The following is a 14,701-nucleotide window of genomic DNA, read 5'->3' on the forward strand; positions in this document are numbered from 1 at the left end:
ATTCGGTACGGCGCAGTATTCTTCGCAGGCGGGCACAGTACGCCCGGCTGACGTTCTGCACTGCAACCGATGCACGCTTGTCACGGGAGAATGGGCTCACCGCTGTTGACTGTTCATCCGGGAGAGAAGAATCCGTTCTGCTGTCAGAATGTAGTCTGCGGCTGTGGCGATGGATGGCTGCGCACCGTAAAATTTTCCGGTGACGGGATCGTACAACTCCGGAAGCATGTTGCCGTGTGCGGCGGCAATGCTCGTGACTTTTGCGAACAGCGCCTCGGCGCGTTCGTGTTTCCCCGCGGCCGCATACGCGCGGCAGAGGCGCAGGGCGATTTGCGGACGGACCTGTCGCTCGAACCAGTCTCCATCCGGACGCGCATGGTAATGCAACGCTTCGCCCTCCACCGAGAAGGATGTTTCCACCATATCGAGGATGAATGCGGTCTCCTCGCTCGCGGCTTCAAAGATTCCGAGTGCAACCGCATCGCAGAGCAGTGGATGGAACACGCGCAACGCACGCGCGTCAAGGGCGTCAGCTTTGTCAGATGTCACGACGCGCCGGAGAAGGGCGAGCACACCGTCGCGGCAGCGCCGTGCCGCATCGCGATAGAGAAAGGCTTTCAGGTCGTCGCGCATCCACTCGGCAAAGCGCGCGGCAATGCCCAGGGCGTGTATGGCGCGGACGCTGCCATGCACCGACGGCAGCTCACTGAGACCGCTGCCCCAGGGGCTGTCATCCTGCTTGAGTAATCCGGTGCTGTCGAGCCGATACGTGAGGATGTCAGCGACCTGCGTCGACAACTGCTGCCACCACGGCGCAACCCAGGCGCTGTCGTCGAATCGTGCTCCCGACGTGATGACGCGATTGCGCTCATGTTCACGCAATGCGTCAACTGCCTCGATGTACCAGGCAGGCCCGTCGAAGCGCAGAGTAGCCTGATCGGCGCGCGGCCACCGCCATTCATTTCCTGAGCCGTCCCAGGGAACCGGAGGTACAAGGTAGGGATATCCGACACCTCTCTCGTTTCCGTAGACGTCGAACAGTGTGTACTGCGCGTGCTCCGCATTGTGTACGAAGCGTAGGGCGTCATGCGCGACGCTGCCCAAGCCCGCCGCCGCCAGGGCACGCACCGCGAGCAGGTGGTCTGCGGGTATGCACACCGCGCGGGACCGCGGTTCGAGGCCGGAAAGTATCTGGCCGAACCCCCCACCGGGCTCGCGAACGGTCGCCTGGAGAAGAGAGATCAGCGACTGCGAATACACGGCGTGTTCTTTGGCATCGAGCAAACCGGGTATGTAGCGCGCTTCGCGGTGCAGCGACCTCCACCGCGCGATCTCCGCGTCGAGTCCGAACACTGCCTCGCCCTGATCCATGACCTGGTCGATATCGCGTTCGGCGAGTTCCATACAGCAACTGTTATACACCAGGATGTGATAGGTCGTCCGCATACCTGGATCCTCCGTCGTCAGCGCACGATACATCCACGCCGGTCGGTCGAAGGTGAAACCTATGCCGCTCTCGCGCGGAGTGGATGCGGGTGCGCGTATTGCCGTCACCAGCACGCGTTGTTCCATGTCCCGCGGATGATACCAGTACACCTCGAGGTCACCGGGAAACGTTGCGTGAAGAATCCCTGTGCCGGGAATGAACCCGATACCCGTCGGAGGCGGCAGGGGCCTGCCATCTTCTCCCGATGTGAGCTGCAGCTGGCTGAGAGTGTTTTCCGTTAAGAGGTCCTGCGAAATTCTGTCATACAGACGGGGCCTGCTCCAGCGCACGATGCCGCTGTCTGCGCTGATGGCCGACACCATGACGCCGTTGGAAATGTACAGTGACGCCGCTTCCGCCGGAGTGTCCACGATCTCATCGAGCACCTTGCCGATGTCCTCCGCCCGGATGATACGGAAAATCGCGCCGGTGATACCGCCGTCATCTCCTTTGTCGAACACGCGCACCGCGAGGAGATTGTGTTCCTCGCGGATGAAACGGGGCAGGGGATAGACACGAAGGGACCGCAGTTCGGAGCGGACGTTCGGGGGAAAGGCACCGCTTTTTCCGACGAGCACGCCGTTGAGGAAGGTCTCGTCCGCGTCATCCACAGCGCTCATGACGAGCAGCAGTGAATCCCCCCGCATTGCGTGAGGAACGCGAAATCGGACGCGATACCACGCGAAGCCGTCAAGAAGAGGAAAACCGTTCGCTTCCCAGGCACCGGGTACGGGAATGAAATTCCATTCCTCGATTTCATCGATGTATTTACTGCGCCAGACGTCATCGTCTCCCGGACGGAATGCGGCTTTGCCCCGCAGGTCAATGAAGCTGCTGTCCTGCGCCACGGCGGGCGGGGTACACAACCATGGGATGAGGAAGACCAGGAGGAGAAAATACCTGCGCATTACAATCGTCCGAGCAGCGCGGTCAGCAGTCGCGAGAACTGTTCGGCGGATTGCGCGGCGACGGTGGTAACGTCCTCGTGCGTCACACGCTGCTGCACCGTCACTGCCTTGTTCGTGATGCACGAAATGCCGAGTGTGGGGATGCCATTTCTTACCGCCGCGAGAATCTCGGGCACGGTGGACATGCCCACCGCGTCGGCGCCCATCAGACGAAACATTCCGATTTCGGCGCGCGTCTCGTAGGTCGGCCCCGAGCAGAAACCGTACGTGCCTTCGCGAAGCCGTACGCGTCCTTCGTTGGCGGCATCGCGTGCGAGCTGCATAAGATGTTCGGAGAACAACGGTCTCGGCAGGGGATGATCTTCGCTTCCCGGCCCGTGGAGGTCCAGTCCCATACGCCGGGCGAGCGGCAAGACAAGGACATCGGTAATAAGCATCAGGTCGCCGGCCTGATATGCGGTGTGCAAACCGCCCGCGGCATTCGTGGCAATGAAACAACGTGCGCCGAGCCGGGCGGCAATGCGCGCAGGAAACGCGGCAGCGGAAACATCATGCCCCTCATACCCGTGAAGTCGTCCGACAAAGGCCAGGACGGTCCGTCCCGCGACGCTTCCGGTGGCAAGCTCGCCCGCGTGACCCGCGACGCCGGAGACAGGGAAGCCCGGTAACTCCGCGGCAGGAATGCGACGCACGTTGTGTACTGTTTCCGCAAAGCCGCCCAGACCGGACCCGAGCACGACAACGGCGTCAATGCGCCGTCCGGTGAATGCGATGACGGCGTCCGTCATAGCCTGCGGAGGGTGTGCGTGCAGTGCTTCCATTCCGGCCCGCATCAGAAACCCGTCAATATTCCCGCAATCGCCGCCGTCATCATGGTGGCGAGAGTACCGCCGAGCAGGGCGCGAAGTCCCAGGCGCGAGATGTCCGGCCTCCGTCCCGGAGCCAGCGGACCCAGACCGCCCATCAGTATGGCGATGGATGAAAAATTGGCGAAACCGCACAGCGCGAACGCTGCCATGGTGATGGTTTTGTCGGAGTACAGCGTTCCGGCGCTGATCATTTTGGACATCTCGAGATACGCAACGAATTCGTTGAGCACCAGCTTGGTGCCCATGAGACTCCCGACATGAAAGCTTTCATTCCATGGGAAGCCGATACCCCACGCGATGTACTGCAACACGAGTCCGAAGAGCAATTCGAGACTCAAGGGTTTCCCGAAATGCGCTCTCAACAGGTCATTCAGACCGCCGATGTTGCCGGCCAGCTCAAGCAGGTAATTCGACAACGCGATGAGTGCGATAAAGGCCAGCAGCATCGCTCCGATATTCAGCGCGAGCTGTAAGCCGTCCGAAGCCCCGCTGGCGGCGGCGTCAATCACGTTGGACGCATTCTTCTCCTTCGCGATGTGCACATGTCCCAGCGTTAACGGCGTACCCGTTTCCGGGAGCAGAATTTTACTCAGCACCATGCTCGCAGGCGCCGCCATGATGCTCGCACCCAGCAACTGCGCGGCGAAGCGTACCTGCGCGGTATCCACTGTCATACCGTGAAGTTCGGCATAGGAAATACCGAGCATCTGCACATACGCGGCCATCACTCCGCCGGCGATGGTCGCCAGACCTCCCACCATGACGGTCAACAATTCCGATTCGGTGAGGTCTTTGAGGAAGGGGCGTATCATCAGCGGCGCTTCCGTCTGTCCGACGAAAATATTCGCCGTGTTCGACAGCGATTCCGCGCCGCTGGTTCCGAGGAGTTTCACCATGATCCACGCCATGCCCTGAACGATTTTTTGCATAATGCCGAGGTAATACAGTACCGACATCAGCGACGCGAAAAAGATAATGGTCGGCAGCACCTGAAAGGCGAAAAAGAAGCCCAGACTATCGGTTTGTCCGGGGCTGGAAGCCAGTGTACCGAAAATGAATGCCGCACCTTTGGTGGTGAAGGAGAGCAGTGTGACAAACGCCCGCGATATGGCGTCGAAAGCGAGTTGCGGCCAGCCGAGAGGGGACCACAACGCGCCGAGTGCTTCTCCCTTGATCACGAGCACGCCGAACAGGAATTGAATCCCGAGCCCTTTGATGACAAGCCCCCAGGAGATGCGGCGCTTGTGTCGCGAGAAAAGAAACGCGATGCCAAGGATGAGGGTGATGCCGAGCAGACCGCGAAGAATGCTTTCAACCATGAGCGCGACTCGCCTCCTCGAGATTGGTGGTGAAGCACGTGCGGCAGCGGGCTTCGTATGCGTCCGCGGCGCCCACAAGGACACGTTCCGGATTCAGCGTGACCCGTTGCGTCCTGTTCGCCGGGTTGCCGCACACGACACAGATCGCGAGCGTTTTGGTAATGTATTCAGCGAGTGCGAGAAGCTGCGGCATGGGCTCGAAGGGTTGACCGAGGTAATCCTGATCCAGACCGGCGACAATGACGCGCTTCCCCTGATTCGCCAGCGCTTCGCAGACATGCACGAGCTCCAGATCGAAAAACTGCGCCTCGTCAATGCCGATCACCTCCACGTCGCCGATGCGCAGAGGGATTTCCGCCGCCGATGACACAGTAATGGAAGGGAGGGAGACCCCGCTGTGCGAGACGATCCGGTCTTCGGCGTAGCGTGTGTCTATCGCAGGTTTAACAATGGCCACGCGCTGACGCGCGATCTGGGCGCGGCGCAAACGGCGGATGAGTTCCTCCGTTTTACCGCTGAACATCGAGCCGCATACGACTTCTATCCAGCCGGTATCCTGCGGAAGGTGCTTGTGGGGAATGGTATCAACCATGAGAGACAACCGTTACGATAATGGGATTCCCGCCTCGTCGGACGGGAGACAAAAGGAAAATGTACACGCTTTTTTTCTGTGAAGGAAATGGATCAGCAGGACGAATGCTGCGCAAGGATCGCTCATTCCATCCGCTTCGCGGAGAGACAGATCCTGCCACGCTTCAGAACACGCTCCGCACCCGATGGTGCATGCCGATGTCATTCGTGACGGTTTTCAGCTCGACCGGACGGGAGCGGACTCCGGCCATCGTGTGACGCGTGAAAATGAAGCGCATGCATTATCAAACTCGCCGGATCTTGTCCTGCGATGTTCGTATGTGTGCAGACGCACAGACGTGAAAGATGATGTGGATGACGGCAGGTCACTCCCGACGATTATTTCTTTTCTTTCAGAGAATCTGCCGGAACCGGTGCGAACGCAGCCTTGAAGCGACGTACGTCAAGCATGATGCGCTCCAGTAAAGCATGGACCGCGCGGGGACGAAGATCCCGGATCTGTCTGCCGTTTATAAAAAGCGAGGGGGTACCGGCAAGACGCAACTTCCCGGCAAACGTCACGTCCCGCGCAATGGCTGAGGCGACCTCTGTGCTTTTGAAATCGCGTAAAAATCGGAGGGAATCACAACCAGTTTCAACTGCGAGCTGAATGAATCCTGCGTCTGAATCTGGTACTCCGGAGAGGAACAGCGCGTCGTGATAGTCCCAGAAGCGGCCCTGGAGTCTTGCCGCATCGGCGGCGCGGGCGGCTTCGCAAGAGAAAGGATGCAGGGGTGTTTCCAGCATGGGATTACAGTCACTGTCCAGGGGCATGTGCTTGAACACGAGCACAGCATCCCTTCCGAACAAGGGTTCGAGCTTCATCAGCTCGCGGGCGAGCAAGCCGCATCCCGGGCATCCGAAGTCGCTGAAGAGCACGACTTTTACCAGTGCGCTTGTATCGCCCATAACCGCATCATCAGCTTCGATTGCAACAGGCCGTATCGGTAGCTGATTGAACTCGAGAACCAGTGCCTGCTCGTCCACTGACTCGGCACGTCGGTCGAAATCTTTTTCGATGATCACCGCCCAGAGATAGAAAGCAAGGCCGCACAACACGGCTAATATGGTGCCGGTGACCGACAACCGTTGTGCTGTGCTCAGCGGGCTGCCGGAAAGTACGAAAGATCGAACAAGTTCCAGTGCGCGACGCAGGAGTACCGGGATCGGTCTTGCGGTGAGCTTGAGCAGAAGCACGGCTATCGCCAGGTTGATGCCGTGGACGACAGCGCAGAGCGGACAAAAGGCGGTCGCACCAATGCTCATCAGCGACAAGAGTGTCATACCGCCAATGGCCGCAGCCGCAGCGAGAACGACGGAAACGCCATTTGCGCGGCTCGACTTCCCTTCCGCAGATAATCCATGCATCGTCAACTGGACGATAAGAATGGCGTAAAACACTATGCCCCATGCGGCGAGCGGCACTCCGAGAACTTTGGAAAACGGGCTTCGCAATGCCTCGTCACAGCCGCCTCCGAGCAGTGTACACAAGCCCCCCGAGGCTGTGCCGAGACGAACACCGATATGCACCGTAAAAAGGTACACCGACAGCGATAATCCGATGACTATACACAGGACAATCGCGATGAATGTGCGTTGCGAAGATGATGGGATTTTCTGGGAGAGAGAATTGGACATGCTGGAATACAAGGTGTGAAAATTCAGGGAGGTGCAGGTCGTTATCGGACCTTCGATTCATTATGTGGCCGAGGATGTATGGTGCATCAAAGCAACCCGGCGGGTTACGCCGCAGATGGCGGGATTGAAACGGGAAACGGCGACCGGAGCCGCCGTTTCCCGCGAGTGTATTCTTAGGATCAGTTGTTCGCGCGGATGGTGCAGCGAAGCATTGCGGTGCCATCGGTAGCGACAACCGCAAAGGTGTTGTCGGTCAAACCCGACTGCGTACCGCACGTAAATCCTCTGTACTGCGTGGTCTGGGTCGGCCAGTAGCCTTCGGGAATCGCGAACTGACAGTTGAAGTTCGTGTTGCCGCTCGGTGTCTGCACAGCATGGCTCTCGGTGGTGAACAAATTGACACCAAGTCCGGTCAGACTATTGGAGAGAAAACAACCGAAACCGTCGTACACGGTTGCGGGGTTGCTGCTGGCTTCCAGAGAAGCAGGGACAGTGGAGACCACCGCGACGAGCGCGACGGCGAGGGCGAGAAGGGAAAGACGGACTTTATTCATGGAAAGAACCTCCAATTGGTTTGCCGGTTTGAATTCCCTTGTTATGCCTCCGGCATGCGGCTTCACAAGGTATGGTTGTGTAGGTCACAATTCTGCATCTCAGCGGAATATCATGCCGCTGAACAACATTCGAGGAATCATCCTGATTCGCCCGGATTTTTGCTTAAAATATGTATTCGTAACAAATGACCGTTTAATATACATTCCCTCTGAAGCGAATGCAAGAGGAAACAGATTATTCAGGATTTTTTTTTTTTGTGATAACAACTCGACATCTGTTCGCTACCATTGCCGCGGAAAGAGGCTGCGGAGCTCCGACAACGAGCGATGGCGTGAGGGACCAGGTGCGATCTGCCGAGCAGAATGTCTTAGAAGACGTGACAGTGTTCCTTCAATGCGGCGGAGATAGGTGGGCGGAGGAGGTATTTGGCCCTGAAGGAAAACCGTGCAATATTACGGCATGTGCTGTGACCGATACCCTCACATTTACCGGCGCGGCCTGCATATTCTGCCGATAGTCGTACTGGCACTCTTTTGTCAGGTCGCCGCCAGCACAGCGTGGGCACAATCACCCGACGCTTTGCTCGACAGTGCCCGTTCATTGTTGACCAATGATCCGGCGCGCGCGGCTACCGTCGCCCATCGTGCGCTTGTGCTCGCTGTGAGCGAACAGCAAAAAGCGAGCGCGCTGTATGTGCAGGGCAGCGCGTTGCGCAAGCTCGGAAAGAATGCCGGTGCCATGGACCGGTATCGCGAAGCCTTGGCACACGCGCAGCGTTCGGGTGATGTCCGGCTGCAGGCGTTGGTGTTGTCCGACAAGGGGAAGGCGCATCGTCTTATGGGTTTCCTCGACCACGCGCTCAATGATCACCTGAAAGCGCTGGCCTTGTACGACTCCCTCCGCGATGGCGCAGGTGCAGCCACCGCGATGAACGACGTTGCCATCACGCTGCGCAATCTGCAGCGCTATACTGAAGCCCGGCGGTATCACGACCGCGCCCTCGCGCAGCGGCGCGCCCTCGACGATTTGAGCGGTATTGCGGCTTCGCTTTGCGGAATTGGGAATCTGTACTGGTACGCCGGGAATCTCGATTCCGCCGAAACATATTACCGCCAGGCCCTCGAGATGGAACGGAATGCGGGACAGCTCAGCGAGAATGTCGCGGGATATCTCAACAATCTCGCGAATGTGTACCGCGAACGCGGGAATTTCCGGGAAGCGCACACGAAGTACCAGGAATCTCTCCGGCTGAGCGACCTGGTAGGCGACATGAATATGCGCGCCGTGACCCTGAAAAATCTCGGCATTCTGTACGCCCGGAGTGGTGAGCTGCGCCGGGCCGAAGCGCAGCTTCGCGAAGCGGCGGCCGTGGCCCGCGATAACGGCCTGGCACGCGTGTACGCCGAAAGCATGGACGCTCTGCCATCCGTGTATGAACGGCTGGGGGATCTTCGCATGGCGCTGCAAGCCATGGCGGCCGCGTCGAAAGTGAAGGATTCACTCGGCGCATTGCTCAGTGCCGAGCGCCTCGCCAACGCGGAAGCCCTCTATCAATCCGAGAAGCATCAGCGATCTCTCCGCGAGCTGGATTCCGAAAAGCAAACCTATTACACGCGCTTTCTGTTCGTATCCGCCATTCTCCTGCTCGTCGTCGTCGCCGGCACGTTGTTCTGGCTCTCCACGACCAGGAAGCAGAACCGCGAACTGGCGGGGCGCAGCGAGCGCGCCGAAGCAATGCACGCACAGTTGGAAGCGATGCACGAGCAGGTTGCCCGCTCCGAGGAACAGTACCGTCTGCTGTTCGAAGGCCTGCCCGTCGGTGTGTTTTTCTATGACAACACGTTACGTGTCATACAGGCAAATCACGCACTTGCCGATATTCTCGCCATCGCGCCCGAACAGTGCGATGGCTACGACCTGTATCAACTGCAATCGCAACGCGTACTGGAAGCGCTGTCCAATGGCCTCAATGCCGATCATGGCATGTACGAGGGTCCGTTCCTGCCGCCCGGAAGTACCGAATCCATCATGGTGTCGCTGCGCACCGCGCCGCTGCGCGTGGATGCCGGATTGCGGGGTGCGGTCGGCTTCCTTCTCGACATCTCGGATTGGAAACAGGTGGAGCGTGAACTGCTCGGCGCCAAGGAGGCCGCGGAACAGGCGGTGCGTCTCAAACAAGCGTTTCTTATCAGCATCTCCCACGAGATCCGTACACCCCTGAATGTGATCATGGGGTACGTCAGTGTACTGTTTGCCGCGCTCGTGGAACGAATCTCCACCGGGGAAAAGGAGTATTTCGAAAAAATCGACCTCGCGGTGCGACGGCTGACACGCACGGTGGACCAACTCCTCAGTCTTTCCATACTCGAGTCCGGCGGCTATGCCCTCGAACCGGAGTATCTTGATATCTGTGCTCTGGTTGAGCAGCTGGTGGATGAAACCCGCTCCATCGCCGAGGATAAAAAGATTCCCGTCACCTTCAGAGCGCCGGACAGAAGCGTCTTCATCCGGGCCGATAAGTATTCCGTCTCCCAGGCGCTGCGCAATCTGCTCGATAACGCGGTGAAATTTACGGACGAGGGAGAGATCACCGTAACGATCTCGGTGCGGGAACCGGACGTCATAATCAATGTTGCGGATACGGGCATCGGGATATCGGAATCGTATTTACGCCAGCTCTACGTCGCCTTTACCCAGGAAAATGTCGGCTATACACGTCCGTACGACGGCCTCGGCCTCGGACTGACGCTCACCAAGCGCTATGTGGATGCCAACAACGGCGGTATCACGGTCAAGAGCACCAAAGGTCTCGGCTCTACCTTCACCATCGCTTTTATGGAAGCGACCGGCAGCCAGACCACTCAGCACCTCGCGGAGGAGCGAGTTGCCGCCGCGCATCCCGCACATGTAACGCTCCTGGTGGTGGAAGACGATCACGAAACACAAAAATTCCTCAACCTTGTGCTCTCCGACGACTACACCATGCACTTCGCGGATAGTGCGGACGATGCCTGGACCATTCTCCATCAGCATCGCATTGACATTGTGCTTATGGACATCTCGCTGCGTGGCGAAGAGGATGGCCTTTCGCTCACACGCCGCATTCGCGCCGAGGCGGGAATTGCAAAAATTCCGGTGATCGCCGTCACTGCGCACGCGTTCACCGAGGACAAGCGCCGCAGTTACGAAGCGGGCTGCGACGACTATCTCGCCAAACCCTTCCGCACCCAGCAGTTACGCGAACGCATACAGCGGCAGATCAACCGCATCGCCTCACTCGCTTGATCTTTACTAAAGAGCATCGTATCTTTTGTTCTGTTGCGATCAACCTCCGAGGTGGCAATGAACGAGCATCCGATTTCCCGACGAGACTTCATTATCCGTACCGGCAAGGCCTCCGGCTTCGCTGCGGCCGCCTGCGCCGCGGGATGGGTCCTGCACGAACCCCTGCGCCGGCCCTTTGACCGAAACGACGAAGCACCGGTCGTCCGCGATATGCGTGTTCCCGGCCTTTCGCCGGAATTGGTCGTCGGCCACGGGAGCGACGCCGTGGCGCTCACAGCCGCCGTGCTCACCGCCCTCGGAGGGATGCAGACCTTCGTTGCGCAAGGCGACGTGGTGGTCGTCAAGCCCAACATCGGCTGGGACCGGCGTCCGGAACAGGCCGCCAACACCAATCCGGACGTCATTGCGGAGCTTGTCCGCCATTGTGTTGCCGCAGGAGCCGGCAAGGTCATCGTCACGGACGTTACGTGCAATGATCCGGTACGGTGCTTCAACCGCAGCGGCATTGGCGCCGCCGCGCGTGAGGCGGGTGCCGAAGTGCTGCTGCCTTCGGATGCGCGACTGCGCGAAGTGAACATGGGCGGCGCCATGCTCGGCAGGCAGCGCGTGTTCGATCTCTACCTCGAAGCGGACAAGGTCATCAACGTGCCCATCGCCAAGCATCACGGCCTGACCCGTGTCACACTGGGCTTCAAGAATCTCTACGGTATCATCGGCGGAAATCGCAGCCGCCTGCATCAGGACATCAACAACAGCATCGCCGACCTGGGTAACTTCCTGCGGCCCACGCTGACCATTCTGGACGGCATGCGCGTGCTGCTGCACAACGGACCGCAGGGCGGCAGTCTCGATGATGTGGAGACGCGCAATACCATCGCGGCGAGCATCGATCCGGTGGCTCTGGACGCCTGGGGCGGAATGGAATTTTTCGGGCTTGCGGTTGAGGAAATGCCCTGGCTTCCGCTGGCACGCGACTATGGGCTTGGGACGGAGGATTGGGCTTCCTTGCCACGAAAGGACGTGACTGCATGAGTACCGCGAGTCCCGAAGCGCAACAGTCGTTCCGGCGATTTCGCGCTCTGCGATGGGCGCGGCGTGCATCGCAGGCATTCTTCCTCCTGCTCTTTGTGGCGTTACTGCTGAAAACCAACATGGACGCACTGTCGTCCCCGGAAGAGCTGCCGCGCATCTCCGCACCGGTGAGTCTCTTTCTTGAAATGGATCCGCTCGTCGCGCTGGGCACGGTACTCAGCACGCACACGCTGTACAGAAATCTGTTTTACGCGCTGCTCATCATCGTCGGGACGCTTTTTCTCGGCAGGTTCTTTTGCGGATGGATCTGTCCGATGGGCACCATCAACCACATGCTTGCGTCGGCGAAAAGCGGGAAGCTTCGCGGCATGGCGCGTATTGAGAGCAATCGCTACCGGCCCGCGCAGCGGTGGAAGTATCTCATCCTCACAGCCGTTCTCGCTTCCGCCGCTGCCGGATCGCTGCAACTCGGGTTGCTCGATCCCATTTCTCTGCTTACGCGATCACTCACGCTGCTCGTCTTTCCGGCCTGGAACGTGCTCACACAGGACGTGTACACGTGGAGCTTGCATGCCAACGGCGGAGCGTTCGACATACTGCTGACGCCGCTCGCGTGGCTTTCTCACGCAGCTCTGGTGCGTACCAAAGTCGTAGTCTTCGAACAGACCGGTTTGATCCTCTTTGTGTTCATCGCCATTCTCGCCGCCAATCGCTACGTCACCCGGTACTGGTGCCGCATACTCTGTCCGCTCGGTGCGTTGCTCGGCGTGCTGTCCAAGACTTCCATCCTTGGTCTCGAAAAGCGGCCCTCCATGTGCTCCGGGTGTAACCGCTGCGCACTGCATTGCCAGGGTGGCGACAATCCCGAGCCTGGCACCACCTGGCATCAGAGCGAGTGTCATCTCTGCCTCAATTGTGTCGCGAGCTGTCCCGAGGCGGGAATCGCCTTCCGGTTTTTTCCGAAACGCGATGAAAGCACTCAAGCCGTGAACATGACCCGCCGCTCGGTGCTGTTGTCCACAGGCGCGGGCCTGGCCGCCGTACCGCTGCTCCGCACAGGCGTGCATCCCGACACGACGCCGCATCGGGATCTGGTGCGCCCCCCGGGTTCCATAGAGGAACGCGAATTTCTTTCCCGCTGCATTCGCTGCGGCGAATGCATGAACGTTTGTCCCAACAACGCGCTGCATCCGACCTTTCTCCAGGCGGGGATGGAGGGAATCTGGTCACCCATGCTCATGCCGCGCATCGGGTACTGCGAACCCACATGTGTTCTGTGTTCGCAGGTCTGTCCCACCGGCGCCATTGACGAGATTACCGAAGCGGAGAAGTCCTGGGTACCATCGGCGGAGTCCGTCGATGACGAGCGTCGCCCGCCGCTGCGCATCGGTACCGCCTTCTATGACTTCGGCCGCTGTTTGCCCTGGGCCATGGCCAAGGAGTGCATCGTGTGCGAGGAATGGTGCCCGACCACGCCGAAGGCCATTTACTTCGAAATGGCGGAGGTGACGGACAGGGAGGGCAACTACCATTGGCTCAAACGTCCGCATGTGGATCCCGCGCTCTGCGTGGGCTGCGGCGCCTGCACTTTCGCCTGTCCGGTGAAGGGCGCGCCGGCGATATATGTTACCGCGGTGGGTGAAACGCGCAATCCCCATAACCGCATCTTGCTCGAAGGGGCACAGAAGCAGAAAAGGAGCGAATCATGAGATCCTCAGTGCATGCCCGGCCATCCGTCGGCCGCTTCCCGTCGGTTCGCACTACGCTGCTGCCGGTAATCCTGCTTGTCTGTCTACTCCCCGCCTGCGAGGATGACAGCGTCGCACCGAACCCCGACGCGCATTTCAGGGCGAAGCAGGTATGGAAGCTCGCCGGTGTGCACGACTATGACTTCACACAAAGGCGGGATTGCTACTGCGTACTCGGCGGCAGGGAAGTGCGCTTGGAGGTGCGCGGTGATTCTCTTCGGTCGGGCATTCTCATGGCTGACAGCAGTGCGTTGTCCAAGGAACTCCTGCAATCCTACTGCACGGTGGACAGCCTGTTCTCCTATATCGAGATGGCGCGTGCGGCGAATCCCGCGTCACTCGTCGTCGAGTATGATTCTCTCCTTGGGTATCCACGCCGCATCAGCGTGGATTTTTCCGTGAACGTCGCCGATGATGAATTCATCTACTGGAGTTCCGATTTGAAAACGCGGTAAGTCGAGCGAGGGGTACATCATGCTCCATTACGAAGGCCTGATAGCGGACTGGTACGACGATTTTCTCCTCGACGAACACGCGGACCTGGATCTGTACACTGAACTCGCCGCGGCGCAGGGCGGTCCCGCGCTCGAGCTCGCCTGCGGTACCGGACGCATGCTCCTCGCCCTGCACGGCGCCGGAATCGAAGCCGACGGTGTGGACATCTCCCCGGATATGCTCGAGCGCTGCCGCGCGAAGGCCGAAGCAGCGGGATGCTCACCAGAACTGCGTCTCGCACCCATGCAGAAATTCACCATGGATCGGCGGTACCGAAGCGTGCTCGTCAGCGGCGGTTCATTCCAGTTGCTCGCGAACGCGGAGGACGTCGCGTCCTGCCTGCATTGCATCCGCGAGCATCTGCTGCCCGACGGACGCTTGTTTCTCGATGTGGATGTGGCGGAACCCGCCTGCCATGCCGAGTGGGGTATAAGGCGAGTGGCGGCGCGTGGAGAGGAAACATTTGTGTATATGTCGACCAACACCTACGACAGCGTCCTCCGCTGCAATGTGATCCGCACCCGATACGAGCTCATACGGCGAAGCCGCGTTCGGAAAGTAATCAAGGACACAATTGTCATGCGCGTGTTCAGTAGTGAGGAAATGTCGATGTTGCTGCAACAGGCGGGATTTGTTGTCCTTGAGGTACGTCCCGTTCAGCTGTTCGATTCCCATCCGGGGTCGATGTTGTTTATCGCGGGATGCCTGCAATAGCTCACTGTCTGATCCGGCGTGC

At 59.4% G+C, this 14,701-nt stretch carries 11 protein-coding genes; 5 read left to right on the forward strand and 6 right to left on the reverse strand.

The window, feature by feature from the left end; all coding sequences use genetic code 11:
* Positions 1 to 96 precede the first annotated feature (96 nt).
* The 6 genes from M5R41_02055 to M5R41_02080 all read right to left on the reverse strand — a co-directional run bounded on the left by M5R41_02055 (position 97) and on the right by M5R41_02080 (position 7,404).
* Positions 97 to 2,394 (reverse strand): hypothetical protein, encoded by a 2,298-nt coding sequence (locus M5R41_02055; GenBank protein MCZ7555173.1) that lies wholly within the window; start codon positions 2,392 to 2,394, stop codon positions 97 to 99.
* On the reverse strand, positions 2,394 to 3,215 hold the full coding sequence (locus M5R41_02060) for a purine-nucleoside phosphorylase (GenBank protein ID MCZ7555174.1): 822 nt from the start codon (positions 3,213 to 3,215) through the stop codon (positions 2,394 to 2,396). The genes M5R41_02055 and M5R41_02060 overlap by 1 nt, the downstream gene beginning before the upstream one ends.
* An 11-nt stretch (positions 3,216 to 3,226) precedes the next feature.
* Complete coding sequence (locus M5R41_02065) at positions 3,227 to 4,582, reverse strand: NupC/NupG family nucleoside CNT transporter (GenBank protein ID MCZ7555175.1); 1,356 nt, start codon at positions 4,580 to 4,582, stop codon at positions 3,227 to 3,229.
* The gene (locus M5R41_02070) at positions 4,575 to 5,174 is read right to left on the reverse strand and encodes a thymidine kinase (GenBank protein ID MCZ7555176.1); all 600 of its coding nucleotides are present in this window, start codon (positions 5,172 to 5,174) and stop codon (positions 4,575 to 4,577) included. Before M5R41_02070 ends, M5R41_02065 begins: the two co-directional genes overlap by 8 nt.
* A gap of 377 nt (positions 5,175 to 5,551) precedes the next feature.
* Positions 5,552 to 6,850 (reverse strand): thioredoxin domain-containing protein, encoded by a 1,299-nt coding sequence (locus M5R41_02075; GenBank protein ID MCZ7555177.1) that lies wholly within the window; start codon positions 6,848 to 6,850, stop codon positions 5,552 to 5,554.
* A 179-nt stretch (positions 6,851 to 7,029) separates the two neighbouring features.
* Complete coding sequence (locus tag M5R41_02080) at positions 7,030 to 7,404, reverse strand: hypothetical protein (protein ID MCZ7555178.1); 375 nt, start codon at positions 7,402 to 7,404, stop codon at positions 7,030 to 7,032.
* Positions 7,405 to 7,864: 460 nt separating this feature from the next.
* On the opposite strand from M5R41_02080, the gene M5R41_02085 reads away from it, so the two are divergent.
* Genes M5R41_02085 through M5R41_02105 form a run of 5 tightly spaced genes read left to right on the forward strand, consistent with a single transcriptional unit; the run spans position 7,865 to position 14,679 of the window.
* On the forward strand, positions 7,865 to 10,690 hold the full coding sequence (locus M5R41_02085; GenBank protein ID MCZ7555179.1) for a tetratricopeptide repeat protein: 2,826 nt from the start codon (positions 7,865 to 7,867) through the stop codon (positions 10,688 to 10,690).
* A 57-nt stretch (positions 10,691 to 10,747) separates the two neighbouring features.
* On the forward strand, positions 10,748 to 11,722 hold the full coding sequence (locus tag M5R41_02090; protein MCZ7555180.1) for a DUF362 domain-containing protein: 975 nt from the start codon (positions 10,748 to 10,750) through the stop codon (positions 11,720 to 11,722).
* Positions 11,719 to 13,431: a 4Fe-4S binding protein gene (locus tag M5R41_02095; protein ID MCZ7555181.1), complete on the forward strand. Its 1,713-nt coding sequence runs from the start codon at positions 11,719 to 11,721 to the stop codon at positions 13,429 to 13,431. Before M5R41_02090 ends, M5R41_02095 begins: the two co-directional genes overlap by 4 nt.
* Positions 13,428 to 13,925 (forward strand): DUF6174 domain-containing protein, encoded by a 498-nt coding sequence (locus M5R41_02100; protein ID MCZ7555182.1) that lies wholly within the window; start codon positions 13,428 to 13,430, stop codon positions 13,923 to 13,925. The genes M5R41_02095 and M5R41_02100 overlap by 4 nt, the downstream gene beginning before the upstream one ends.
* Positions 13,926 to 13,944: 19 nt before the next feature.
* Complete coding sequence (locus M5R41_02105) at positions 13,945 to 14,679, forward strand: methyltransferase domain-containing protein (protein ID MCZ7555183.1); 735 nt, start codon at positions 13,945 to 13,947, stop codon at positions 14,677 to 14,679.
* Positions 14,680 to 14,701: the final 22 nt, after the last annotated feature.

The organism is Bacteroidia bacterium (assembly GCA_027493955.1).
Taxonomy (GTDB): Bacteria; Bacteroidota; Ignavibacteria; order SZUA-365; family SZUA-365; genus JAOSJT01.